The sequence below is a fragment of the Halobaculum sp. MBLA0147 genome (assembly GCF_041361345.1).
Taxonomy (GTDB): Archaea; Halobacteriota; Halobacteria; order Halobacteriales; family Haloferacaceae; genus JAHENP01.
The window spans coordinates 1-22,050 of record NZ_JBGKAD010000006.1 but is presented as its reverse complement, the minus strand read 5'-3'; the positions used below and the strand labels follow the sequence as shown (position 1 = coordinate 22,050).

The window sequence follows — 22,050 nt, the reverse complement described above, 5'->3', positions numbered from 1 at the left end:
AAAATGGAAACCTGGGAAAAACTACCGCTTGGAACGATGGACGACATTGCAGAGTTGGAGACCTATAATCGCGTGTACTACCGGCCGGTCTACGCCATTCACAAGTGGTTTGCACCACGGCCAGGTTCCACGTTTCGTATTCTTTCCCTAGCAGCGCTCACTAATGATAAAACAACGCGCAACGATATTCTTACTACAAATGATACAAATACTAAATACATCGGGAAATACTTGGAGTCGAATAATTTTGAGGGAGCAACCATCCTAGATCCCTTTGCAGGTGGTGGAACTACCCTTGTTGAAGCGAACCGGGTTGGGGCAGACGTTATCGGCTATGAGCTTAATCCAGTCGCATGGTGGATTAATAAGAAGATCAAGGATGACGTAGACGTCACCAAACTTCGCCAGGCTTCCTCAGAATTAGTCGAAGAGACCCGATCTGATCTATCAAAGTACTTTACTACGACCGATCCGGACACGGGAAGCGAGGCCGAAGTTCTTTACACCTTCCAGACACAGATTCTTCCCTGTCTCACGTGCGGAGAAGAGGTGCACCTATTCAAGAACTACATGCTTGCAAACTTTAAGAAGAATAAGACGACAGACAATGTGCCTGGGTCAGTATATTGTCCGAATTCAGATTGCGATGATAGAATAATCCAAACGACAGAGAAGGTGTCTGATGAGCTCACGTGCCCCAGCTGCAACACGACGTTTGATCCAAAGAGTGGAAACGCACGGAACTACGGAGGAACTGTAAAGTACACCTGTAAGAATGGGCACAAGCACGATGTTCGGGAAACGCTCGATAGGTTGGATGAAAAGCCCAAATTTGAGTACTACGCAATTCAGTATTTGACAAAATCCGGAAATAAGAAGTTCAAAGAGTTCACAGAGGAAGATCAGCAGACAGTAAAGGCAGTAGAGGAGCGGCTCAATAACGAATCTGAAGACCTCCCGATCCCTACTCAGGAGATCATTCCTGGTGACAAAACATCCAGACTAACAACTAGAAACTACGAAAGCTACCGGGACCTCTTCACCGACAGGCAGCTACTGACGTATGGGACTCTGTTCCAAAATGCGTTGGAATTTGATAACGAAAACATCGCTGAGTTCCTTATAACAGGGGTTTCGAACAGCTTGAAGCGGAACAGTATGCTTGCTAAATGGAACTACCATGAAAATCATAAGAAGGCAGAAAACGTCTTCGCAAGGAAATCATACATTCCACGAGTAGCTACTGTAGAACCCAATCCAATAAATACAATTGATAATGTCACCTCAGTGGGTAATTTCCTTGGGTTTGTCGCCGATGCAAAAGAATACTGCCAAAACCCCTTCGAGATGGTGAAAGAAGATGGTGATACTGAGAAGTACCCCATCCAGAATGAACGCATCTCGGAAGGCAGCGTGCGGTCACTTAAATGCAAAACATCTGAGAATATTGAGTTAGAAGACGGCGAGGTTGATTACGTTATAACAGATCCCCCGTACTACGACAACATCCAGTACAGCGAACTATCTGAGTACTTCTATGTGTGGCTCCAGCAGGTTCTCGGTGATCGATACGATGAAATGGCTCCGGACCACGTCCCTAGTGCACGGGAGATTGTTAAAAACGACAGGACGGGAAAGGATAGTGAGTTCTTTGTCAAGACACTCGCAAATGTTTTCTCTGAAAGTCATCGAGTGCTAAAAGATGATGGAGAACTCATATTCACTTATCATCATAGTAACAACAAAGCATGGGCCGTAATCTTAGAAGCGGTTATCGAGAGCGGGTTCACGATTACGGGAGCGTACCCGGTACAATCTGAAATGCCGGGAAGTATGACTGTTAAAGAGCTAGATAACGCAGAATATGACATTCTCATCTTCGCTAACAAGGAAAACACTGACGAAGATATCACACTCGAAGAACTGCGGCAAGACCTCTATTTCGAGTTACAAGATATGATTGCGGAGGAGCAGGAGCGACATGAGAACCTCTCCACAGCCGACCTCGGGGTGATTCTTCGTGGGAAGTCGATGTACTACTACTCGAAGCACTATCCCGATGTCTACACCGATGGTGAGCAGGTCGGCATCGAGGAGGTCCTCGATACGGTAGACTCGGTGATCGAACAGGCGCTGGAGCGAACGGTGAACCTTCCGCAGAGTATCGATCCGATCACGCAGGCGTACGCGGCGTTCTGTCAGCGCGGCGGCGAGGACTATGACGATTTGAACAAGCACCTGCTGGCGAAGAATCTGAACGTGAGCGATCTTGAAGACGAGAAACTCGTCAAGGGCCCGCGCAACAAAAAGAAGCCAATGACAGCTGATGAGCGTATCAACTACATCGAAGGGAAACTCAACAGCAACGGTGACAACGGCCACGCCTTACTGGATATCGACCGCGTACAGTACCTCTACCACCTGTACAAGACGGACCAGAACACGACGGAATACCTGAAAGAGTGGAAGTCGGACGATCTTGAAGACTTAGCAGAGTTCATGGCCGATGTGAGTGGTGACGAACGGTACGAGAACGTGATGGATATGACGCTCCAACAATTCTAACCATGCCACTGCGACCCGGCTACAACATTGTGACTGACCCAGTTGCCGAGACAGACTCGTCGCTGGCAGCGCTTGAGTTCTTCCGTCAAGTTGCTAATGGCGGCAACGTACAGACACCGGTCACGGTGATCGGGCTGGAGGATCTGCTATACAACGCGGTTGATGACGAACGCAATGATGTAGTGGCGCGTCTCCGACAGGTGCTACGAAACTCGGATTCTTTGGGATCGATGGATGCTGTGCAACTTCTCGTCGACGGGCAACTTGTAGATGATGTTGAACTCCGCGTGCGGATTAAGCGTCCTGAAGGTGGCGTATATCTCGATATTGGTCAGCTGTTTGTTGAGGCACCTCAACAACTTTCAGCGACGCACGCTGTCGCGCGGAAGTGACGAGTCGAAGTGAGAAGGCACAGTCGCTCCACAATTTGCAGGCCCCGGCGATTGGTGGTGAGTTCAATTGTCCAACCGATTCTCTAACACTCTTATTAATTCTATACCGTCTGGAACATAGTCTATTATTAGTGAGGCTGCTAAGTGCACGGAACGACATCCTAAACCTATTTAAATTTTTATCAGGCCCTGGGTCTGATGGGTACGAAGCGGCTCACAACAAGATAATATATCTGATAGTTTGATCGGGCGGTCATAACCGCTGGGTGAGTGTCTAGCATTAATTTACCTCCGATATACCTGTACTCTGCGCTACTATAAGATAGTTGACAAACTTATTGCACAGGATCGACGCTCAACACGTGAAGAGGTTCGGTAACCCGCACAGCCTTTGCCCATTCAGCAGTTTTGACATTCGCAACTAACAGAGCAATGCCAAGCCGATCGTTCGATAACTGGCCCGGCGCTCGTTCCTCACCACAGGCTATTGGTGGGGCCCTCAGAACCTCTTAGAGGAATTAATGATACAAAGTTAGCTCGAAATCTCACGTACGTAGTATCGCGGATGACTGTCAACGGCATTGACGTTTGCCCACTTCTCGCCGCGTGTTCTAGTTGGCGTCTGTATTATTCTTCTGAGTCCTCATTATTCTGTAATCTTGGATCTATTGCGGCGTCCCGTTGTTGGTCGCTTGCTTTCTTTTTTGCTTTTCCTACAGCAGATTTCTGGTCTCGTTCCGTTTCAGTGAATTCTTTTTCTCCTATCTTGTCACTCGCTATCTGTCTTAGACTTTTATTCGAATTATTATTAGACGCATCAGTGCTGTTGCCTCCCATATTCGTCGATGATACGTATGAAATATGCTCAGATGTACTAGGCCCACCGTCTTTTCTTTCCTTTTCAATAAAATCTGTATACTCTGTTATCATTACTTGGATCTCAGCATCACTTGTGTAGTAGTGATCTTTCACTCCTGAAAATTCAAACCTTTTGCCTTCTTTTAAATAGGGATGGTTCACTCCATCGTTAACAACAAACGTCACACTCTCACTAACACTGGCATCAACAAGTTCTCCTATTATATCCGGCATTCGCGGCGTGTCCTTCTTGACGGTGTGTACAGAGTCAACGACTGCCTCAACAGTCACATAATCACCGCTACCACTGAATTCATTTAGAGTCCACTTCTGGTTCTGCGACTCAGAGTCCGCATCGGACGACGTTGAGGATGATTGTGACCCTGATGAAGTTGTCTTCGCTGATGAGCGTGAACTGCTGTACGACTGCTCGGATGTGGATCCACTTGATTGTGCACCAGACCTTTGCGTTGAACCGAGGCCATCTGGCTGTAGAAAGAGAAAATCAACCATATCCCCACTTCCGCGCTTATAGCCTGAAACTGTTCCCTCCAATTGCACAGGACTCTCATCCGGGTCGGCTTCAGCTCCTTCCAGCAAACATTTGACTTCCGAGTCGATTCTTGACGATTTAACGAGCCAACCATCGTCTCGCCAAACTATAGTCACCTTTCCTGATGAGCCCGGATTAGTGAACCATGGTTGGGACATTCTATCAGTGAAAGTGTATCCAGAATACTAGACTCTTATGCCCGTTGTAGTAGGTGAAACCTGACTCTGCTGGGGTAGTCGCGTTCAAAGTGAACTCACCAATGCAGCAGTGGGATTGAAGCCCAGGGTGGTCGTTTAGACACCCAGTTGAGACAGAGCGTACGCTTATTGAGCTATTTTGCGACGCATAGTGTCTCCAGTGGGGTCTCGACGCGGTCCGTGCGGGAGACGATCCGATCGCATCTCTTCCAAGCTGTCGACCGTCTCGTCGGCCTGCTGTTCGATCTCGCGGACGGTCGCCTCAATGCGTCCGACCTGATCGCTCGACTCCTCGACGAGCGACTTCACCTCGCCGGTGACGACCACGAACCCCTCCGCCCCGCTGTCGGCGCTCCCGGCTCGCGCGACCTCGATGCTGGCGTTGTGCGGGAGCAGGTTCGTCCGGTCAGCGATGTCGTCGATCACCGTCACGACCTCGTCGATCTCGTCCACGCGATCCCGTAGCTCCGCCACGTCGCCCGTGACGGTCTCGGTCGCGTCGCCCATCTCCTCTATCGTGTCGCGTGCGTCGTCCGCGACGGCATGGCCCTCCTCGGCGAGATCGACCGCCCGGTCGGACTGTTCGTCGATCTCGGTCGGGCTGGCGGCAATCTCCTCGACCGTCGCCGAGAGGTTTGACACCTCGGCGCTGACCTCTCGCATCTTCTCGCTCTGCTCATCTGTGAGATCGCTGATCCGACGCACGCTGTCGGACACCTCCGCCGCACTCTCCGAGAGGCTCTCTGCTGGCTGTTCGATCTCCTCGGACGCCTGCCGCGCGGCGTCCCCGCGGCGCTCTGACTCCGCCTCGATCTGCTCGTTGTACGACTGGAGGTACGTGTCCATCACAACCTGCTGGTCGAGGCTGATCAGCTTCAGCGCCGAGAGCATCCGCTCGACTACTTCGTCTACGACGGCCTCCACTGGCGTGTCTTCCGCAGACTCGCCCGTGAACTCTCCCTTCATGTCCTCGGCGATGACCTCCGTGATCTCGCGGTAGTGGACGGAGTACGCCCCGAGGAACAATTTCGGGCCGAGATCGAGCATGTCGTGGAGCTTCCCCACCCGGGCGCGGTTATCGAAGTACGAACGGTCGTACTCCCCGGCGCTGAGGTCACGGAGGTACCCCGTCTGTGTCTTCTTCAGCGCCTCGACACCTTTCGAAGAGGAGTCCATGATCGCCAGCGTCTCGTCGTACTCCTAGAGGTGCGCGTAGAACTCGTCGACGAGGTCGTCCGCGATCCGGTCGAACGTGTCGTACATCTGTTCGAGTCGCGCGGCGTCCTCGTCGGTGAACCGCGTGAACGACTTCCGGCGTGCGATCTCCTCCCCGTCCAACCCGATACTCTCCGTCAGTGACCGACTGACGACCCCACTACGGTCATCCGCCGTTATCGCAAACTGGGAAGACACTGTTTGCGGCTGTCGTCGCTAACCGGCTTTTTATTCCTTTCCCTGCGTTCGATTTGCTGATACCTCCACGGCTGAATTCAAGTTTCGGTGACAGGTCCTCGGCACTCCGCTACGGGGATGCCCCCGAGTTGAAGCGAACCCTCCTGCCGTGGCGGACCGAGGCGAGCGTATGGAGACCGTCGTGTTCGTTGCTGGCTCGCTCGACCGGCGCGTCCGGGAGAGAGTGATCGTCAGATCGACGGCCGCGTCCACATCATCCTCGCGCGTGACGGCGAGTGGGAGTGGGTCCGGCCATACCGCCGGAGGTGTCCACGCCGACGCGGTCGAGGTCCGCGCGATGCTCGACACGCTTCGTCATCTCGACGCGGACCTCGTAGATGTCCTCACTGTCGATCCCTCGCGCACTAGCTAAGATGAACAACAAACCATCTGCTCGATGTTGAACGTCGTGTGAGAATCGTACTAATCGTGTCGGTCCAACTCGAGGTACGCGAGCGGAAGACGATACACGAACTCCGTCAGTGACTCGTGAGCGTCGTGGTTGAACACACGCCCGCGACCGTCGGTACGTCTTTTTCCGGCGCGCTCAGTGATGTTCGGCCGTACGACGCCGTCAACTCGTAAACTGGCTACGTCTCTGACCGAGACTCCGCAAGCGACCGGAAACCTCACGCCGAGACGACTGCGACGATTACATCAACCTCGACTGCCGAGCAGTCAAAAAACACCACTCTCTCACTCCGCTATGCATTGACCGTCCCGCTCTCACCTGTTGGCGGGCATCAGCAGTAGGCTTAGCCACTATTTGAAGCGTAGTTTGAGATATCTACTTTTAGAGAAGTGTTATCCGTACACCGTACTTCGATATTAGCTGAGTGTCACGTCCACTCGTTGAGGTTCTTTTGTTTAGCGTCTTTTGTTAAAGATGAGCCTAGAAGCTCGGAAGCGGTGGTAATGCTCTTCGCGGCGTTTGCTTCTCGGATGGTGGCTAATCCGTCGTTCGGGGCGACATCGAGACCTGGTGGAGGAACAAATATAGGTCGGTCTTGTTCGCATGCTATTTTGTATTGAGCCATAGTTCCTCCATTTCCGTCAGTGGCTACGAAGATCATCCTGTCACTCAGTGCCGCGATGAGCTCATTTCGGTCAAGGAATGCATGGCGGACAGGCTCAGCGTCAGGTAACCGCATCGAGATGAGGAGCCCACCTGTATCGATGACTTGGTCAAACAACGATTGATTCTCTGGTGGGTATGCGACGTTGACACCGGTTCCGAGGACGACGATGGTTGACCCATTCACATCTAACGCGCCCTGGTGAGCGGCGGTATCCGCTCCGCGGGCCCCACCGCTAACGAGTGTATACCCCTTTTCTGCGAGTTCTGCTGAGAGCGATCCAATCCACTGTTGTCCAGCTCTGTTCGTCTCACGTGATCCTGAGACACCGACTGTATTTCCGGTCAAAATTTCCACGTTCCCCTTCGCGTACAAGAGGACTGGGGCTGGGCTGGTGCAAACTGCTTCTGGATATCGGTCTTCAGTAATGCTGAGAATTTTTATTCCTTTAGATATGTATTCATTAAAGAGGTTGATGTAATCTTCAACCTCGTCGTCGAGCGACTGGATGCTAGCAAGTGTGGTTTCGTCGATGTAGTGATATTTGTCGGTCAGAGGCCCTGGAGCACTGAGTAGATCCCACGGGTCGTCAAAGTGGTTGTATAGTTCGTATGCACGTGTATCTCCAATCCCAGAGACATCAGTGAGGGCAGCTAGTAACGCTTTGTCTGTGAGTCTCATCGATCTACCCCCGCAATAATTTCTGATGCTGTGGCTTCTACGTCAGTAACTTCTTTTACGTTGGTTTGCGATCCGCTTGGGGTAAGGCTAAGAGTGATACAGACAACACGATCAGCGCCAGCTTGGCGAAGAAGATGAGCTCCCGCAAGGAGCGAGCTACCAGTCGTGCAGATGTCATCAAACAATATAATAGTATCATCGTTGAGTTTTGCCCGTGTGCGGAGTGAGTTAGAGGGCTGGGAAGCGACTTGTCGACGTTTCTTCTCTGATTTCTCGCGTTGAGGTTCGACGGACTCCGTTCGCTCAAGGAGCGGCGTGTAGATAATGTCCGTCTCAAGAACGGAGTCCTGAGCCAGTTCTACTAATTGTGAGCTACGTGATCCAGCTTCGTGTCCAGGGTAGACCGTGATGTAGTCGTAACTCCAAGTGTCAAGCAGGAACCGTCGGTGGATAAGATCCCGTAGTCGTGGACGGAAAACATCCATCGGGTCATCTTTCCCGTGTTTTGCTAGATCTTGAACTGCATCGAAGGTGGGTGAACTCTGGCGATACCAGTCCAACGCGAGAATATTCACCATCTGGTTCACAGGAGACTCTATTGGTGGCTTTATTCGTCGAAATATATGTGATAGCTTATTGTAATCTACGAGTTTTGATTCGAATTCTGCTGATGATGTTGGTGTTGCAGCCGGAACAGGTCCGGTCGGTTGCGAGTTGACTCCTTCAATTGGGCTTAGATCAACCCGGTGTTCTTGGCTTAAGTCCTTAAAACACGTCAGATAAATGTCTGCAATGGGAATGTTTCTGTTATTGGTTCTATTCTCTGGTGGTAGTGGTGGGTACGCCGGGAACGTGGCTAGCTGACGCAAGGCGTCTTGGAGTTCCGCAAAAGAGCCGGGGAGTTCTGGTATCGAGTGACTTGTCCCGGGTAGACAGGGCCGAACGAACTCTCTTGTCGTTTTCACACTCGCCACTTCCCGGAGGAGTTCATGTGTCTCCTCTCTAAAGCGGTTGACATCAATAACTTGGTAATCTGTTATTGTCTCAGCGCTTCCGAACGTTTTGCGGTAGTCCGCAATACTGAATGAAAGACGATCTTGGTGCTGTGGCCCATAGCCAGTAAACAATGTAGAAGCATCACTAAACCCGATAAGAGCATCAAGTAGAACAAAGTACTGAACACGTGGGTCTTTACGATTTTCGGGGTCAATATCGTTTCCTTGTGCCTGAAAGATAATCTCCAAAACTTTTCTCGAGTCGCAAAATGACTCATAGTATTCTGAGAGGTAATTTGGATAGACTGTGCCACTGCCGGGTACCGTGTGTTCTTCTGGATCTGGTATGGGAAGTTCCCTTGGGGAGAGAACATTCTGCTGGTCATTCCCCGACGAAGATCTTGCTTTTTTTGTGTTATCTTGAGACGCAGCAGTGGAGCCAGCCTTTGAATTCTCGGACTGGCTAGGGTCTTTGTCGGCTCGTTTTCTAGTATCTAGGGAATGCTTGCTCTCAGTGCTCTGTGTGGGGTGGTTTTTGTGGGAGTCAAGGAGCTGCTTTGCTACTTGATCGTCGTCCGGTTCTAATGATGAAAATTTACCTTTTTCTGCAGCTTTCTTGATTTTCTGTATCTTTTTTATAGATAAGTCAGTGCTATTAGACAACTCCTCTGGCGTAACTGACTGCAGTTGGTCAATCGTATCGACTCCTGCCTCTACAAGAGATGCTCCACTACTCGGTCCTATACCGGTAACTGCAAAGAGCCCATCCTCCTGCAACATCTCTGTAAGATACCAGCGTACGTACCCAACTGCTTCCTCACGAGAGTACCCGGCATCGGTTAGACGACTAACAGAGTTATTAATATCTTCAACACCAAGTGTTGTCGTTTTTGCGAGTAAATCAGAATTCCATTTACGCTTAAAATGAGGGGTTTCTCCAGTGGGGTCACTCTGGGTTTGCTCAGGTACTTCAACCGTGATCTCATCATTGTTTTGTCCCTCGCTGTCAACAAGGCCTTTGACCTCCTCGGTGTTAGCACCTGTAAAATTGGTCTCTTTAATATTTGCTCCCTGAAAGTCAGCCCTAGATAAATCCGCACCAGTAAAATCAACCCCGAATATTGATAACCCCCTCAGATTAGCACCTTTTAATTTTGCTTTTTTAAATGATGTTTTCGAAACTGTACAGTCTGTTAGGTCCGCCTCCCGGAGGTCAGAGCCTGAAAGGGTGGAATAGCTCAAATAGACATCAGTAAAATCCGTATTTTGTAGGTCAGATCCACTAAGATCCACGCCTGTTAACATATAGTTACTTAATTCAGTATTTCGAAGCACAGCTCCCGATAGCAGTTCCCGCGGATACTTGTTTAATTTTCGGTTTTCTGGTTGTTCTCGGCTTTCGTTAAGAGCGTCAGGGGGCTTTCTTAGATCGGTCTTAGCATGCCAAACACACCGATCAAATTCTTTCCACGTGTCTCGGTAGCAACAGTATGCACAACTACCTATGTTGTTTTGATTCTCTGGAACCCAAGTGAACCCACAACGTTCTGTCATTGGAGCTTTGTTTAGCACATCACCATACATAGCAAGTTGATAAAACCATCGGGGTGGCAACTCTTCCGAGAACATAATTTCCTGAGAAAGCAGACTGATATGCCGGGGAGTTATTATTAGATCAGTATTTTGTGCAATATACAAAGACAGACACACAGCGAAGAGAGGTCAAGACGGCAACCACGCTGATTGCACAACGACCGACGAACCCCCTCGTGCAGCGACCACCGTCGCGGCTGGGTCATTCGGCGGTCAACCAGGTGGGTCCCCCCGATCACGCCCCCGACCACCACCCGAACCCGGCTTCACCACAGTTCCAGTAACCAGCTGAACCACCCTTGAACGGCGGGGTTGTGCAATGGCCGCCGGGCTTTCGATCCCTCGCGCCGTACTCAAGTGTGTGCGAATCCAGTCGACCGGCACCCGAGAACGGCTGTGGGAATAGCTTCGTGAGGCGACCGACCACCAGCACACCAGCCAAGCGCTCGACACAGCCGCCCAGAACGACAAGTGACAGGGCGACTGGAACCCAGTTCTACCGGTGTGACCCCCTAGACTCACACACGGGAACCGGTGTGTAGAACGGCCGAGGACAGCAAGGAACGGGAGAAGCGGGAAAATCAGAGGCGTCGCGAACGCCATCGTTGATGAACAGTCCGCCGACAGGTCGGGGCGGACCGTCGCGTCGAGCAACAGCGGCTCGTTGAAGCCGACTGCTACGACACCATAGCCGGAGTACTCAAAAAATGGTGCCGAGGGGTGAACTGTCAAAGCGAAAGACAGCAGCGGAGTTGGATAAGTCCCGGCGAAGGATCGACCGCGATTTAAACGTACCGAGATTTATAACTTTGGAGAGGTTAAGTGCAATCACAGTCATGATTGACATCAACGAAATCGAAGGCTACCCGGATAAGGTCGAGAACCTCAGCGGAGAGGCGTTTGTGTACGTTTTGAAGCTATTTGATAACCATTTCTACGTCGGTGTGACAAAACACCCGAAGCGGCGAATTGTATCACACGCGAGAGGTGAAGCGGTAAGCCCCGATTGGGTTAAAATGTATCCTCCGGTAGAGATCCAATCTGTGCATGCCTTCGACAGTCGAGATCGGGCGATGGAGCAGGAGCGCATCATTACGCTAGAGTTGTCAAGTAAGCATAGTGCTGGGCGGGTTCGGGGGTCAAAGTGGACAGACGTAGACGACAAGCCTCCCACAGACCAAGTGTGACTCTCCAGACTGGCACCGTACAAGGGTAGATTTTTGTGACAATTATCCGTTCTGACAGGTGTTCATATCGGTTAGGCACAACTGCTACGACGCAGCGTTAGAACCGGCGCGTGGCGAATGGGTATGCTCAGTGTGCGGTGAATCAGTTGGGAATATTACCTCGGTCGATGTGCGACTCGTGGGACGTGCTGGTCACACCGTCTTGATCACAACCACTTCGACGACCTGCCGAAGGTCAATGTGACCAGCTTCGACAGCATCGACGAGACATTTGTCGAATTCGAAATCCTTAGGCTATGCGTTGTGGAGCCCCGGAAGGCGGCTTTTTTGACTAGTGGTCTCCTGAATATCGCCGCGCCGACCGTGGTGGCCCCTGTTTCGCGGGCTAGCCAGTCGTGGAACTCGTCGGCCACGCCGTTCGGCGTCTCTGTCCGGTTGAGGTGGCCGGGCTCGGCAAGCGCGGCCAACTGCCGGCTGACGATTCGCGAGTTTGGCCCGCCCGGGAGCCGCCCGCGAACGTCGGCTACAGTGAACGAGCCACGGAGATCAGCAATCGCCTCGGCGACGCGCTTCTCGCCGGCGGTGTAGGTCTTCACCACGTCACCCTCGGCGACGACGTGGCATTCGTCACGGAGCGCTGCCGTGTGCGCGAGGACAACTGTCTCGTCGTTCTCAGGATCACACCAGAACCGAAGCGCAGCCTGTATTGCCGTATCGTGCCATATGTACCGGAGGCAGGTGTCTCCCACCTCCGAGCCGTACGACTTGTTGATTAGTACGGGCGGTAGCGCTCCTCGTCGGGCGCTTGTGGGACAAGTGGAGCTGCTGGTCCGACAAGCAGAAAACAGCAGAAAAATCCGTACCGCGGCTGGCAACCGGCTGCCCCGGCATAAGACCCACCTCTGTCGCACCTCTAGTTATCATGTCGGGCTGGTGGACTCCACGGCGAGCCCGCTGACTCCATCCACCCCGTTGCACCCCCCGAGATGCTCGCTGACAGCCCGACCATGCAACGGGACGCCGACGAACCGCGACACGCGATGGCCAAGACTCTACACGGCCTCACCACCTACAACGGATGCTGGGCGGTGCTTCGCCCCACAGGCGGCGAGGCGCCTGTCGAGGTTCGATCGATTCACGCTCGCCGCCACCCGCCCAGCATTCTCCCGGCTGAGTGGCCTTCCCGAACATCTAAGCTATCAAGTGAATCGACCATCGGGCCACGGAATGCCGGGTGCAGTTCCACTTACCAGCGTGTCGCGTGCCTGCACCGCTGGCGTAGTGCCAGATCCCCCTCACCGCCCTGCACCCGGTCTGTCTCCCACCGATTCGGAGGCTCAGCCCCGCCTCACTCCTCGTCTGGAAGCGGGTCGACTAAGTCTTCGGTCTCGATCGCGTCGACGAGTTCGTCAGAGTCCATCTCGGCAAGTTGTCGGGCGCCGAGTAACAGCGCGAGTGGCCGGAAGTACCGGTTCCGCCCGCCGTGCTCGTCGATGTCCACGCCGGCGTCCAGTAGATCGAGACTCAACTGTCGGTAGGCCCGATCGAGTTCGTCGGTGACCGACGCTTCGAGGTACATCGTCGCCGACGGTCGACTCGTCACTGGGTCCAGAGGCACCTCTTGTGCCTTTGTCGCCTCTGGCTCATCTGCCGCCTCTTCCTCCACTGCTGACTCTGTCGCCGCTTGTGACTCTGTTGCTGTCATGCTGTCAACGATCTCCGTGAGGTCTTCTGCAGCCTCGGCCGCCTCCTCTGGGACCTCTGGCGCCTCTTGCTCCCATTTTTCCGCCTGCGGCTCTTGCGCCTCTGTCCTCTCTCCCCCAGCTTTCCCCTCTGCGCTCAGAGGAGCCTCTGTCGCCTCTGTCCCATCTGTCGCCTCTTGATCCTCTTGCGACTCTTCCTCTCCCGCCTCTTCAGACCCTTCCGAGTCGTCACGTCGACGTCCGCGGCGGCGGTTCCGCTTCCCGCGGACGCGATCGACGCGGTCCTGGTCGGGCACACTCTCCTCGTCCTCGTCGTCAGTCATCGGCCACCTCCAGCGTCTCGACGACGGTGTCGGCCAGCTCGGCGAATGTCGGCGCGACATCCGCGCTGGGTTCGTACTCGAAGATCGACTCGCCGGCGTCGTAGGCGTACGAGAGCGCGACGCGCTCGGGCACCTGGTACACCGGGATGTCGTCGAAGACGGCAGTGAGGAACTGCGTCATCTCGTCGGCCGCGTTCGTCGACATCCGGATGCGGTTCACCACGGCTGCCACGTCGCGGACCATACGCCCAGTGTCCTCCTCGAAGGCGGCGATCTCGTCGAAGAGTCGGTCGACCGCCCCCTTCGACGAGGCCTCGGCCGTGGCTGGCACGACGAGGTTCGGCGCTGCGAACAGCGCGTTCTTGAACGTGAGGTTGTGCCCCGGTGGGGCGTCGATCACCGTCACGTCGTAGTCGTGCTCGAGGCCGTCGAGCGCGGTCGCGAGGAGGCCGAAGCCGTGCTCGTACGCGCCGGGTGTCTCCGGTGTCGCGACGTTCGTGACGCGGTCGAGGGCCCGCCGTGCCGTCGCGAGTGCCGTCCCGTCGAGGTCGGTTGCCTGCCACTGCCCGTACATGTGCGCCGCGGCGAGCTCCATCTCCGCGCCGAGCATGTCGATACTCGCCGGGACGAGGTCCGCCTCGGTGCCGGTGACGACGATCTCCTCGAGGTGGGATTGCTCGCGCGGATCAAGGAGTATGTCAAACAGCGTCGGCGGCTCGGCTTCGTACGCGTCGAGGTGGCCCAACGCCTCTGTAAGGTTCCCCTGTGGATCGGCGTCGACGGCGAGGACATCGAGCCCTCGTTGTGAGAGCGCGCCGACGAGGTTCGCCGCGACAGTCGTCTTCCCGACGCCGCCCTTCGCATTCGCGACGACAAGACGAGCCTCTGTCGCCTCTGGTCCATCTGGTGGCATGGGTGCCTCTGGGGCAAGAGGGGCGATAAAACTCCGTCAGACGAATGATACACCCTCCGGTATCGATGTGCAACGCAGGTGGAAAGTGAGTTTCCTCTGTGTTGCGACGGTGTCGTCGCGTCCGTGACACCGGCCACACCTTCCGGTTTCAATCCCGGTGCGGGTTTCCTCTGTGTTGCGACCCGTCTTCAGGTCGTCGACGCGATCGCGGAGCTCGTGTTTCAATCCCGGTGCGTGTTTCCTCTGTGTTGCGACTCAGATCAACCCCTTGAACCGTGCCACGACGAGCCCGAGTTTCAATCCCGGTGCGGGTTTCCTCTGTGTTGCGACGTGGAGGGTGAGGGCAAGTCCAAGAGCACGCGGATGTTTCAATCCCGGTGCGGGTTTCCTCTGTGTTGCGACCAGGCCGATCGAGGGGTAGGCGCCCGCCGAGACGAGTTTCAATCCCGGTGCGGGTTTCCTCTGTGTTGCGACACGAGGTGGCTGTCTTCATATCTCGGGCGCGTTAAGGTTTCAATCCCGGTGCGGGTTTCCTCTGTGTTGCGACCGAGATTGCTGACGAGCAGAAGACGCCAGCGGAAATGTTTCAATCCCGGTGCGGGTTTCCTCTGTGTTGCGACAGGGGGTGAATTTCGACCGAAAGCACCTATCTCTTTCTCTCGACCTGTCACTCGTGACTCTGTCTACGCGGACCCCTGCCGTACACAGCTCTAATAAAGGTCCACGTAGATCCCTACCGTTACCGGACACCGAATGTCGACTCGTAACCTACATCCACGGTTTGTGTCCCCGGTATCGTTGCCCCATCGATCTGGAGCGTCCCGACCTGCTTGACCGGTGAGCCGTCACTGTGGAGCCACCACTCCGGAACGGGCACCGCATACTGATCGGCGAAGATCTCGAACGCGTCGTCACACGCCGTCCACGCATCAGTTGTCACCCCACAGGGCGACCGCGAGCAGTCGTGGTACTCCTGCCACAGCGCCGCCGGCGTACCACTCCATCCGTCGGCCAACTCGTACGTCGCAGGGAACACGGGCGTCCGGTAGGACACCCCTGACCGAAGCGGGAGCGGCTCTCCCGGCTGCGCCTCAGTGTGGACCGCGCGTGGCGCGCCGAACAGCGCGTCGGCCTCGGCACACCGCGCGAACTCGGCGCCACCCGGGATCGACGCCGTCGCGTACACCTCGTCCAGCCAGTCCATCGTCGCCGCGAAGTCGTACGCCGACTCGCGCCGAAGCACTGCTGCACTCCGCTCGAGGATCTCCCAAGCGGTACTGTCACGTGACTCGGCGTACGGCAGGAACTGGTCGCCGTCGGCGAGTGTGTCGAACACGCGGCACTCGTAGCTAGCCGGTGCCGTGCCCGTCCGACACTGCTCACAGCCGTCGGAGGCGGCCCGACAGGCCTCCGGCGTCGGTTCGACACCACGGCGGTGGAGCCGCCCGGCTCGCTGGAGTACGGCGTCCAGTGGCGCCAGATCCGTACAGAGGAGGTCGGCGGAGAGGTCGAGACTCAACTCACACACCTGGGTGGAGACGAGGTACGTGGGCGTGTCCGGATCGACGTCGTCCGCGAGTGCCGTCCGAATCCGGTCCTCCTTGTGCTGGCGATCGACTGTCGGGAACTCACTGCTGTAGTAGATGACGTCGCCGTCCGTCGACGCCGCTAACTCCTGGGCGAGTTCCTGAGCCGCTCGGACCGTGTTCTTCACGACGAGGACCGTCGCGGCGTCGACGGCCTCGCGGGCGTCCCGAACGGCCGTAGCAGTGAGTGCCTGCTCTGTGACAGAGATCTCGAACGGCGTCCGTGCTGGTTCATCGGGTGCGAGCCGCCCCGCACTCGTGTGGACCACGTCCGGTTCGAGGCGGTGGTGTGACTGGATGACGTCCGGCAGCGTCGCGGTCATCACGTACCACGGGACGCCGGCGTCCGACAGCCGCGAGAGTGCCCCGGTGATCCGCCCGGTGAGGCGGTCGTCGTACGTGTGGACCTCGTCGAAGACAACGCCTGCTCGGAGGAGGTTCCCGCGAGCGACACTCGCACCGCGGTAACCGTTCACCAGCGTCGCGAGCACATGGTCGACGGTGGTGATCGTGACAGGCGACTGGAACCACTTGCGTGCCGTCGCTGCGTCGAGTGGCGTGTCGACACTTCGCTCGTCGCGCTGGCGGTAGAACCCCCGACTGCTCCCGTGGTACACCGCCGTGGCGTCTGGCGGGAGGTGTTGGACGCCGTCGGCGTCGTCGGTCAACTCGACGAGGAGGTTGTTACTCGTCACCTGCGTCGGCATCGCAACGACGAGGCGATCGATCTCGCCGGCGGCGAGGCGACTGTCGGCCCACTGGAGCGCTGTGTGCGTCTTCCCCTCGCCACAGCCGGCGATCCCGAGCATCCGCGTCTGGAGATCGTCCTGGACCGTCTGTTGGAACGGCCGGAGGTCGTCGAAGAGCCTGATATCCTCGCGAGTGAGTGTCGGGAGCGGGCTCGCCGTCGTGGTCTCGTTACGACTCACCGCTTGGTCTGCTTGGCGGAGTGCCGCGTACAGGAGCGTCGTGAGTGTTCCGACGACCGGGTGCGACCCCGACCGGTACTGCTCGAGGTTCTCGCGGAGGAGTTGAAGCTCGCGACTCGTGAGCGAGACGGGCTTGAAGCCGGCAGCCTCGAGATTCGTCGTGAACGCCTCGTCGAACGGGTCGGACCGAACTCCGCCGAGGAGATCGTTCGACGGAGCCATATTCTGTGCCGTCAACCCCGTGTGGTGGTGGAAGATCGCGACGACGATCGCCAGCTGTTCCTCGGGTGTGAGCCAGTCGCGGTCCGCCGTCGCACCGAAGGCGTAGAGCCCGCTCAGGTGACTATGCGGTGGGTGGTTGTGGGTCCGGACGCCCGTCTGCCAGCTGGGGTTTGCCTTCCCGGTGTCGTGGAACCGCCCAGTCAGCCGTCCTAACCGACGGAGCCGCGAGCGGTCGAGATCGAGTCCGACTGCTGCGAGCCGATCAACGACAGGGTCGGCGTCGAGCATCGCCGCCGTCGCTTTCGCCACAGCCTCACTGTGGGTATCCAACGAGACATCCGGACCTACTTTAGCCAGGACCACAACGGTGTAGGTAGTGGCAGCGGCTTAGCTCTCCCGCCCGGTCTACGTCGACCTTTATTAAGTTCGTGTACAGCAGGGGTCGACGTAGACGGGTGGCGACGAGAGTGACTGAGAGCAACATAACGATGCTCTCCCCGCCGCTCACCCCCCTGTCACAACGGAGAGAGACCCCCTAACGGGATTGAAACCCTTCCCCAGTCGGCAGATGTCACGACCGTCGGCTGTTGTCACAACGGAGAGAGACCCCCTAACGGGATTGAAACAGAGCGCTCACAAGTGCCGGCACGAGCAGCGTCACAGGTCACAACGGAGAGAGACCCCCTAACGGGATTGAAACACGGCAGACCGCCGCCCGAGGCTAGAGATTGCCCGTGGTCACAACGGAGAGAGACCCCCTAACGGGATTGAAACTCGTCACGGGCGTGTTTACTGAAAACCCGACCGGTCACAACGGAGAGAGACCCCCTAACGGGATTGAAACTGAACCGGAGTGTGTGTTGACCGGCCTGGAGTGTGCCGCGTCACAACGGAGAGAGACCCCCTAACGGGATTGAAACCGCAGAACCGGATGAGCCGCGCCCACCGCAGCAACGGTCACAACGGAGAGAGACCCCCTAACGGGATTGAAACAGTGACCCGAACAACACGGCCTCCCCGACCGGCGGTCACAACGGAGAGAGACCCCCTAACGGGATTGAAACTCGTGAGCGCGCCCGCGATGAACCCGGATATCCCGCCGTCACAACGGAGAGAGACCCCCTAACGGGATTGAAACATCCGGCGGAGGTCGTCGGCAGTGTACATCTCGTCGTCACAACAGAGAGAGACCCCCTAACGGGATTGGAAACACGCCGCGGCGGACGTCGTCCCACTCCTGCGACTGGAGTCACAACGGAGAGGGACTCCCTAACGGGATTCAAACCGCAGGACGCTTCGACAGCTATCGCGGATCAACCAGATACACGAACCGCTCACCCTCCTTTGTCTCGTAGTAACTGTCGACGGTACCACCCTCGACAGAGACGGTCTTCACCTCGCCGGGGTGCGTCGTGTACCGGCCACGGTAGTCTGGCGACACGGGCAGCAGCGTCGGCTCACCCGATGCGCCTGGTGTCACACACTCAAGATCCGCCGTCTCCGCGTGGTGGGTCGCCGTCGTCCGGCTCACGTCACGGACGTCGACCAGGTCATCGCTCCGACCGAGGTACAGCAGGCGCTGCGGGTCACGGAGTGCGGCCGCGAACGCGCTGAGCAACTCCGTCGGTCCACCGACGTAGATCTGGTACGTGGGCCCGATCAGCGACTCCTGTCTGGCGGGCGAGGTGATGTACCCGTCCTCACGCGCCCGCTTCTGCCGCGATTTCAACCCCGCCGTCCGCACCCCAGGCTCCAGGACTCGCTCGCCGAACGCGCACTCGGTCTGGACGCGCTCGCGGAACGCCTCCTCGTCGTCGCGAACGTCCTTCGGGAGATTGTTCGGTCTGAGCAGCGAGGGCCGCCCCATCGCCGCGTAGAGGAGTCCCTGGATCGTGGTGACGGGCGGCACCGGGTAGGTGGGCAACCCGTTCATCGCGCCGGCCTTGGTGAACGCCGTGTCGAACGGCACGTCGAGGACGGCCGTCAGGACCTGTTCGTCGTCAGCCATCGCTGTCGGCCGTGGTCGCCGCGTCGGCCACCTGGTCGAAACAGTCGGCCACGCTGTCACAGACCATCGCACCGGCGTCCTCCGCAGCCGTCATCGCTGTGTCCCAGTTCCCGATCACGTCCGGGTTGTGGGTTCCACCGACCCACACGTCGCCACCGACGGCAGTGATGTCGGCGACCACCTGCTCGAACTGCGGGACGACGAGCTCCTCCGCCTCGGTGTCGAGGTTCAGTGCGTTCTGGAGGCGCTGGTTGTACTCGGGGAGCGTCGCCCCGACGACAAGGTCCGGCATGAAGTCCGCCATGTGACGCGCCTGGCCGGCGAGGTTCGACGCAGCGCGGACGCTGTGGACGAGCGCCGTGACACGGTGAGCCCGTTCGGCGTCGTCGATCTCGTCGTCGTACGTGCGCTGGTAGATCTCGTCGTGCTCGCGACTGGTGTCCACCTCGTCCGACTCCCGGCGGCCGACGGCGTCGACGTCCAACATCACTCCGCCGTGGTAGACGTTCTCCGTGATCTCGCGGTAGCCGATCCGGTTGTCGGCGTCCCCGCTCTCATCCTGCTGGAGAACCATATCGGTCGTCTGCGGCCGGTCGTACTGGCCGAGAAGTTTCGAGACACGCAGCGGCGCTGTCCGCTTCGGTGCAGGCGTCTCGTCGTCACCGGCATCGAACTCGTCGGTGTTCATATACCCGAACAGGTCACAGATCACGCAGTCGCCGATCTCGCCGCAGGGGTACCGCGACGAACACTCGGCCGTCTCGGGGTCCGCGACCTGTTCGCGGAGTGCTTCCTTGATCGCCCGTCGGTACGCCTGCCCACTGATGTAGGGCTTGTTCCCGTACTTCTTCAGGTCGGCCAGTTGGCTCCCGCCCTCGCCGGCGTTGTGGTTCCCGAGCGAGACATCTGTGAGGAAACTGAATCCGAGTGCGGTCGCCGTCATTCGTCGTCCTCCGTGTTGGTGGCATTCTCGTACTGTGCGGACAGGGCGGCGTGGATCACGAACATACGTTTGGCTGGTTCGAAGGTGGCGTCGTCGCTGATCAGTTCGAGCACCGTCTCGACATCGTCGTCGCGAGCGGCGTTGTACTGTGCGGGGGCGTCCTCGGTACTCGCCTTCTGAGCCTGCATACTGGCCTTCTCGAAGGCACGCAGGAACTCCGTCTGCGTGCCGGCGTTCTGGAGACCGATGAGGACGCTAATGTCGTCACCATCGTGGAAGATGGAGCCGATACTGGAGGCGACCCGGCGGATCGCCTCGATCGATTCGGTGTCGATCGCGTCGAGTGAGGCCTGTGTCATGAGTCGGGTGAAGTAGTGTTGGATGTCTGCGGGGTGTGGGCGGTACGACGGGAACCGGCCGTCCCCGCGGAACTGTGCACGGGTGAAGCCGAACACGCCGCGCTCCAGTCGCTCGAGATCGGCGTGGATCACGCCCTCCCCGAGCAACTCCTTGGCTGCCAGCTGCGTGTCATCGTCGCCGAACTCCGCGAACCACCGAAGGATGTCTTGGACCGGCCAGTAGCGACGCACCGTCCCGTCTTCGAGTTCGTACTCGGCGTTCGCGACGCGGTCGTAGATGTCGTCGTCCGGGTCGATCAGCTCCAGTGACCCGATGTCGCGGGTCCGGTCCAGCGTACTCACGAACGTTCGGAGTGTGGTCGGACGATACACTGGCTCGGCGAGGAGCCCCTCACCGTCTGTCTCCGGGTTGACGCGCTGGAGGAACTGCTCGTAGATGTCCAGTGCCTGGAGCGAGACGACTCGCGTGTTGAGCGCGCCAACCGTTCGCCGGTGAACGTTCTGATCGCCAGCTGGTGTGTCGAGCCCGTTCTCTTCCCGGAGCGTCCGGATGTCGGCCATCGCCGGGACCAACCGCTCGAAGTCGCCAACAGGAGTGAAGATCCGGGCGTCGTTGTCGTCGCTCGCGGTCTGACGGACCGCCTTCGCCATCACGGCGAAATAGAACCCGGCGACGAGACACGCCACGCACCGGCCCTTGTGTCCAGAGGTTCGGCCACCACTCCCGAGCGGTTTCAGGACGGCACTCGAACTGGCGAGTGGCGCGAACATCTGGTTGTACTCCACCTTCTCGTCGGTAAGCGGATCGTCGTACGACGGCACATCCGCACGACCGCAACACTGGCAGGTGTAGTATTCTGGGTCGTCGTCGACCGCGTCGGTGAGCGCTGCCTCGAAGGCCTCGAGGTACCGCTCCAGTTTCTCGACCTGCTTGTTGTACTGGCGGGCCGTGTTGTTCCCGATGTACTCCTCGGACTGCACGTACAGTCCCTGGTCGTTGTCGAACTCGGCGATGGAGTCCGTCTCGGGGACATCGTGCTCGGCGAGCCGTTCAGGGTCGATCTCGTCGTCGTCGAACGCCGTGAGGTCGTGCTCCTCCGGGAAGTCTTCAACTACACCCGCGGGCGGTACCCACCGTGGGTCGTCCTGCCCTCGTCCGGCTTCCTCAAGTGCGTAGTTGATCGAGTGGGCGATCGACGTCCGACGGTGCGTATTCCCGAGTGCGTCGTGGACGAGGCCCGAGAGGTCGGCGACTGTGCCAGAGACTGTCTCGGCCGAACACGAGAGACGATCTGCGGTGACCGACACCGTGTCGGAGAGTGCTGCCGCGAGCGCGGCTGCCCCGGCGTTGACGAACGGGTCGTTCGACAACCGGAACAGAGTGACTGCCGCCTCTTCGTCACTCGCGGGCGTGTCCTCCGATCCGTCGTCACGGTCAGGTGTCGACTCGTCACTGTGGTCGACCGCCGCCGTCGCGTCGGCGAACTCGTCGAGGGTTCGTGTCTCGTCGGTCAT

At 57.4% G+C, this 22,050-nt stretch carries 15 protein-coding genes, 1 pseudogene and 2 CRISPR repeat arrays; of the genes and pseudogenes, 4 read left to right on the top strand and 12 right to left on the bottom strand.

The genetic code is table 11. From position 1 onward, the window contains the following. Positions 1-3: 3 nt before the first annotated feature. Both RYH80_RS19895 and RYH80_RS19890 read left to right on the top strand, forming a co-directional pair. Positions 4-2,565: a DUF1156 domain-containing protein gene (locus tag RYH80_RS19895; RefSeq protein WP_370905884.1), complete on the top strand. Its 2,562-nt coding sequence runs from the start codon at positions 4-6 to the stop codon at positions 2,563-2,565. 2 nt (positions 2,566-2,567) lie between these two features. Continuing rightward, positions 2,568-2,957, top strand: a complete 390-nt coding sequence (locus RYH80_RS19890; protein WP_489753342.1) for a DUF8076 family protein — start codon at positions 2,568-2,570, stop codon at positions 2,955-2,957. A gap of 627 nt (positions 2,958-3,584) precedes the next feature. Here RYH80_RS19890 and RYH80_RS19885 read toward each other — a convergent pair. From RYH80_RS19885 to RYH80_RS19875, 3 genes and pseudogenes are all read right to left on the bottom strand, one after another. Further along, the gene (locus RYH80_RS19885; protein ID WP_370905881.1) at positions 3,585-4,526 is read right to left on the bottom strand and encodes a hypothetical protein; all 942 of its coding nucleotides are present in this window, start codon (positions 4,524-4,526) and stop codon (positions 3,585-3,587) included. A gap of 165 nt (positions 4,527-4,691) precedes the next feature. Then, positions 4,692-5,228 carry a methyl-accepting chemotaxis protein gene (locus tag RYH80_RS19880; protein WP_370905943.1) on the bottom strand — a complete coding sequence of 179 codons (537 nt, stop codon included), beginning with the start codon at positions 5,226-5,228 and terminating at the stop codon, positions 4,692-4,694. Positions 5,229-5,396: 168 nt separating this feature from the next. Beyond that, a pseudogene (locus RYH80_RS19875) lies at positions 5,397-5,903 on the bottom strand (protoglobin domain-containing protein); the annotation flags it as partial. A gap of 244 nt (positions 5,904-6,147) precedes the next feature. Between RYH80_RS19875 and RYH80_RS19870 the strand changes: the two are divergent. Continuing rightward, positions 6,148-6,390, top strand: a complete 243-nt coding sequence (locus RYH80_RS19870) for a hypothetical protein (RefSeq protein ID WP_370905880.1) — start codon at positions 6,148-6,150, stop codon at positions 6,388-6,390. A gap of 466 nt (positions 6,391-6,856) precedes the next feature. On the opposite strand, the gene RYH80_RS19865 is transcribed toward RYH80_RS19870, so the two are convergent. Continuing rightward, positions 6,857-7,774, bottom strand: coding sequence for a DNA-processing protein DprA (locus tag RYH80_RS19865; protein ID WP_370905879.1), 918 nt, complete (start codon positions 7,772-7,774; stop codon positions 6,857-6,859). Further along, positions 7,771-10,323: a pentapeptide repeat-containing protein gene (locus RYH80_RS19860; RefSeq protein ID WP_370905877.1), complete on the bottom strand. Its 2,553-nt coding sequence runs from the start codon at positions 10,321-10,323 to the stop codon at positions 7,771-7,773. The genes RYH80_RS19865 and RYH80_RS19860 overlap by 4 nt, the downstream gene beginning before the upstream one ends. Before the next feature lie 875 nt (positions 10,324-11,198). On the opposite strand from RYH80_RS19860, the gene RYH80_RS19855 reads away from it, so the two are divergent. Next, positions 11,199-11,549 carry a GIY-YIG nuclease family protein gene (locus tag RYH80_RS19855; RefSeq protein ID WP_370905876.1) on the top strand — a complete coding sequence of 117 codons (351 nt, stop codon included), beginning with the start codon at positions 11,199-11,201 and terminating at the stop codon, positions 11,547-11,549. Positions 11,550-11,755: 206 nt separating this feature from the next. Here the strand turns inward: RYH80_RS19855 and RYH80_RS19850 are convergent, their stop codons facing one another. From RYH80_RS19850 to RYH80_RS19820, 7 genes are all read right to left on the bottom strand, one after another. Beyond that, positions 11,756-12,298 (bottom strand): hypothetical protein, encoded by a 543-nt coding sequence (locus RYH80_RS19850; protein WP_370905874.1) that lies wholly within the window; start codon positions 12,296-12,298, stop codon positions 11,756-11,758. Between the two features lie 599 nt (positions 12,299-12,897). Continuing rightward, positions 12,898-13,575 carry a DUF8160 family protein gene (locus tag RYH80_RS19845; RefSeq protein WP_370905872.1) on the bottom strand — a complete coding sequence of 226 codons (678 nt, stop codon included), beginning with the start codon at positions 13,573-13,575 and terminating at the stop codon, positions 12,898-12,900. Further along, positions 13,568-14,488 (bottom strand): ParA family protein, encoded by a 921-nt coding sequence (locus RYH80_RS19840; protein ID WP_370905870.1) that lies wholly within the window; start codon positions 14,486-14,488, stop codon positions 13,568-13,570. The genes RYH80_RS19845 and RYH80_RS19840 overlap by 8 nt, the downstream gene beginning before the upstream one ends. A gap of 145 nt (positions 14,489-14,633) precedes the next feature. After that, a CRISPR array of direct repeats spans positions 14,634-15,108; the repeat unit is 37 nt; unit sequence GTTTCAATCCCGGTGCGGGTTTCCTCTGTGTTGCGAC. A 119-nt stretch (positions 15,109-15,227) separates the two neighbouring features. After that, a complete protein-coding gene (gene cas3 / locus RYH80_RS19835) occupies positions 15,228-17,588 on the bottom strand; it encodes a CRISPR-associated helicase Cas3' (RefSeq protein ID WP_370905869.1) in 2,361 nt (786 codons plus the stop codon). A gap of 151 nt (positions 17,589-17,739) precedes the next feature. After that, positions 17,740-18,510: direct repeats of the CRISPR family, unit length 37 nt; unit sequence GTCACAACGGAGAGAGACCCCCTAACGGGATTGAAAC. A gap of 18 nt (positions 18,511-18,528) precedes the next feature. Further along, positions 18,529-19,233 (bottom strand): CRISPR-associated protein Cas5, encoded by a 705-nt coding sequence (gene cas5, locus RYH80_RS19830; protein WP_370905868.1) that lies wholly within the window; start codon positions 19,231-19,233, stop codon positions 18,529-18,531. After that, complete coding sequence (cas7i, locus tag RYH80_RS19825) at positions 19,226-20,176, bottom strand: type I-B CRISPR-associated protein Cas7/Cst2/DevR (RefSeq protein ID WP_370905867.1); 951 nt, start codon at positions 20,174-20,176, stop codon at positions 19,226-19,228. Before cas7i ends, cas5 begins: the two co-directional genes overlap by 8 nt. Continuing rightward, a partial coding sequence (locus tag RYH80_RS19820; protein ID WP_370905866.1) for a hypothetical protein occupies positions 20,173-22,050 on the bottom strand: 1,878 nt, incomplete at its 5' end. The genes RYH80_RS19820 and cas7i, both read right to left, overlap by 4 nt.

Excerpts from the sequence above, each read along its gene's own strand:
- RYH80_RS19895 (WP_370905884.1), top strand. The coding sequence starts at position 4 with ATGGAAACCTGGGAAAAACTACCGCTTGGAACGATGGACGACATTGCA.
- RYH80_RS19890 (WP_489753342.1), top strand. The coding sequence starts at position 2,568 with ATGCCACTGCGACCCGGCTACAACATTGTGACTGACCCAGTTGCCGAG.
- RYH80_RS19885 (WP_370905881.1), bottom strand. The coding sequence starts at position 4,526 with ATGTCCCAACCATGGTTCACTAATCCGGGCTCATCAGGAAAGGTGACT.
- RYH80_RS19880 (WP_370905943.1), bottom strand. The coding sequence starts at position 5,228 with ATGCGAGAGGTCAGCGCCGAGGTGTCAAACCTCTCGGCGACGGTCGAG.
- RYH80_RS19870 (WP_370905880.1), top strand. The coding sequence starts at position 6,148 with ATGGAGACCGTCGTGTTCGTTGCTGGCTCGCTCGACCGGCGCGTCCGG.
- RYH80_RS19865 (WP_370905879.1), bottom strand. The coding sequence starts at position 7,774 with ATGAGACTCACAGACAAAGCGTTACTAGCTGCCCTCACTGATGTCTCT.
- RYH80_RS19860 (WP_370905877.1), bottom strand. The coding sequence starts at position 10,323 with ATGACAGAACGTTGTGGGTTCACTTGGGTTCCAGAGAATCAAAACAAC.
- RYH80_RS19855 (WP_370905876.1), top strand. The coding sequence starts at position 11,199 with ATGATTGACATCAACGAAATCGAAGGCTACCCGGATAAGGTCGAGAAC.
- RYH80_RS19845 (WP_370905872.1), bottom strand. The coding sequence starts at position 13,575 with ATGACTGACGACGAGGACGAGGAGAGTGTGCCCGACCAGGACCGCGTC.
- RYH80_RS19840 (WP_370905870.1), bottom strand. The coding sequence starts at position 14,488 with ATGCCACCAGATGGACCAGAGGCGACAGAGGCTCGTCTTGTCGTCGCG.
- cas5 (WP_370905868.1), bottom strand. The coding sequence starts at position 19,233 with ATGGCTGACGACGAACAGGTCCTGACGGCCGTCCTCGACGTGCCGTTC.
- cas7i (WP_370905867.1), bottom strand. The coding sequence starts at position 20,176 with ATGACGGCGACCGCACTCGGATTCAGTTTCCTCACAGATGTCTCGCTC.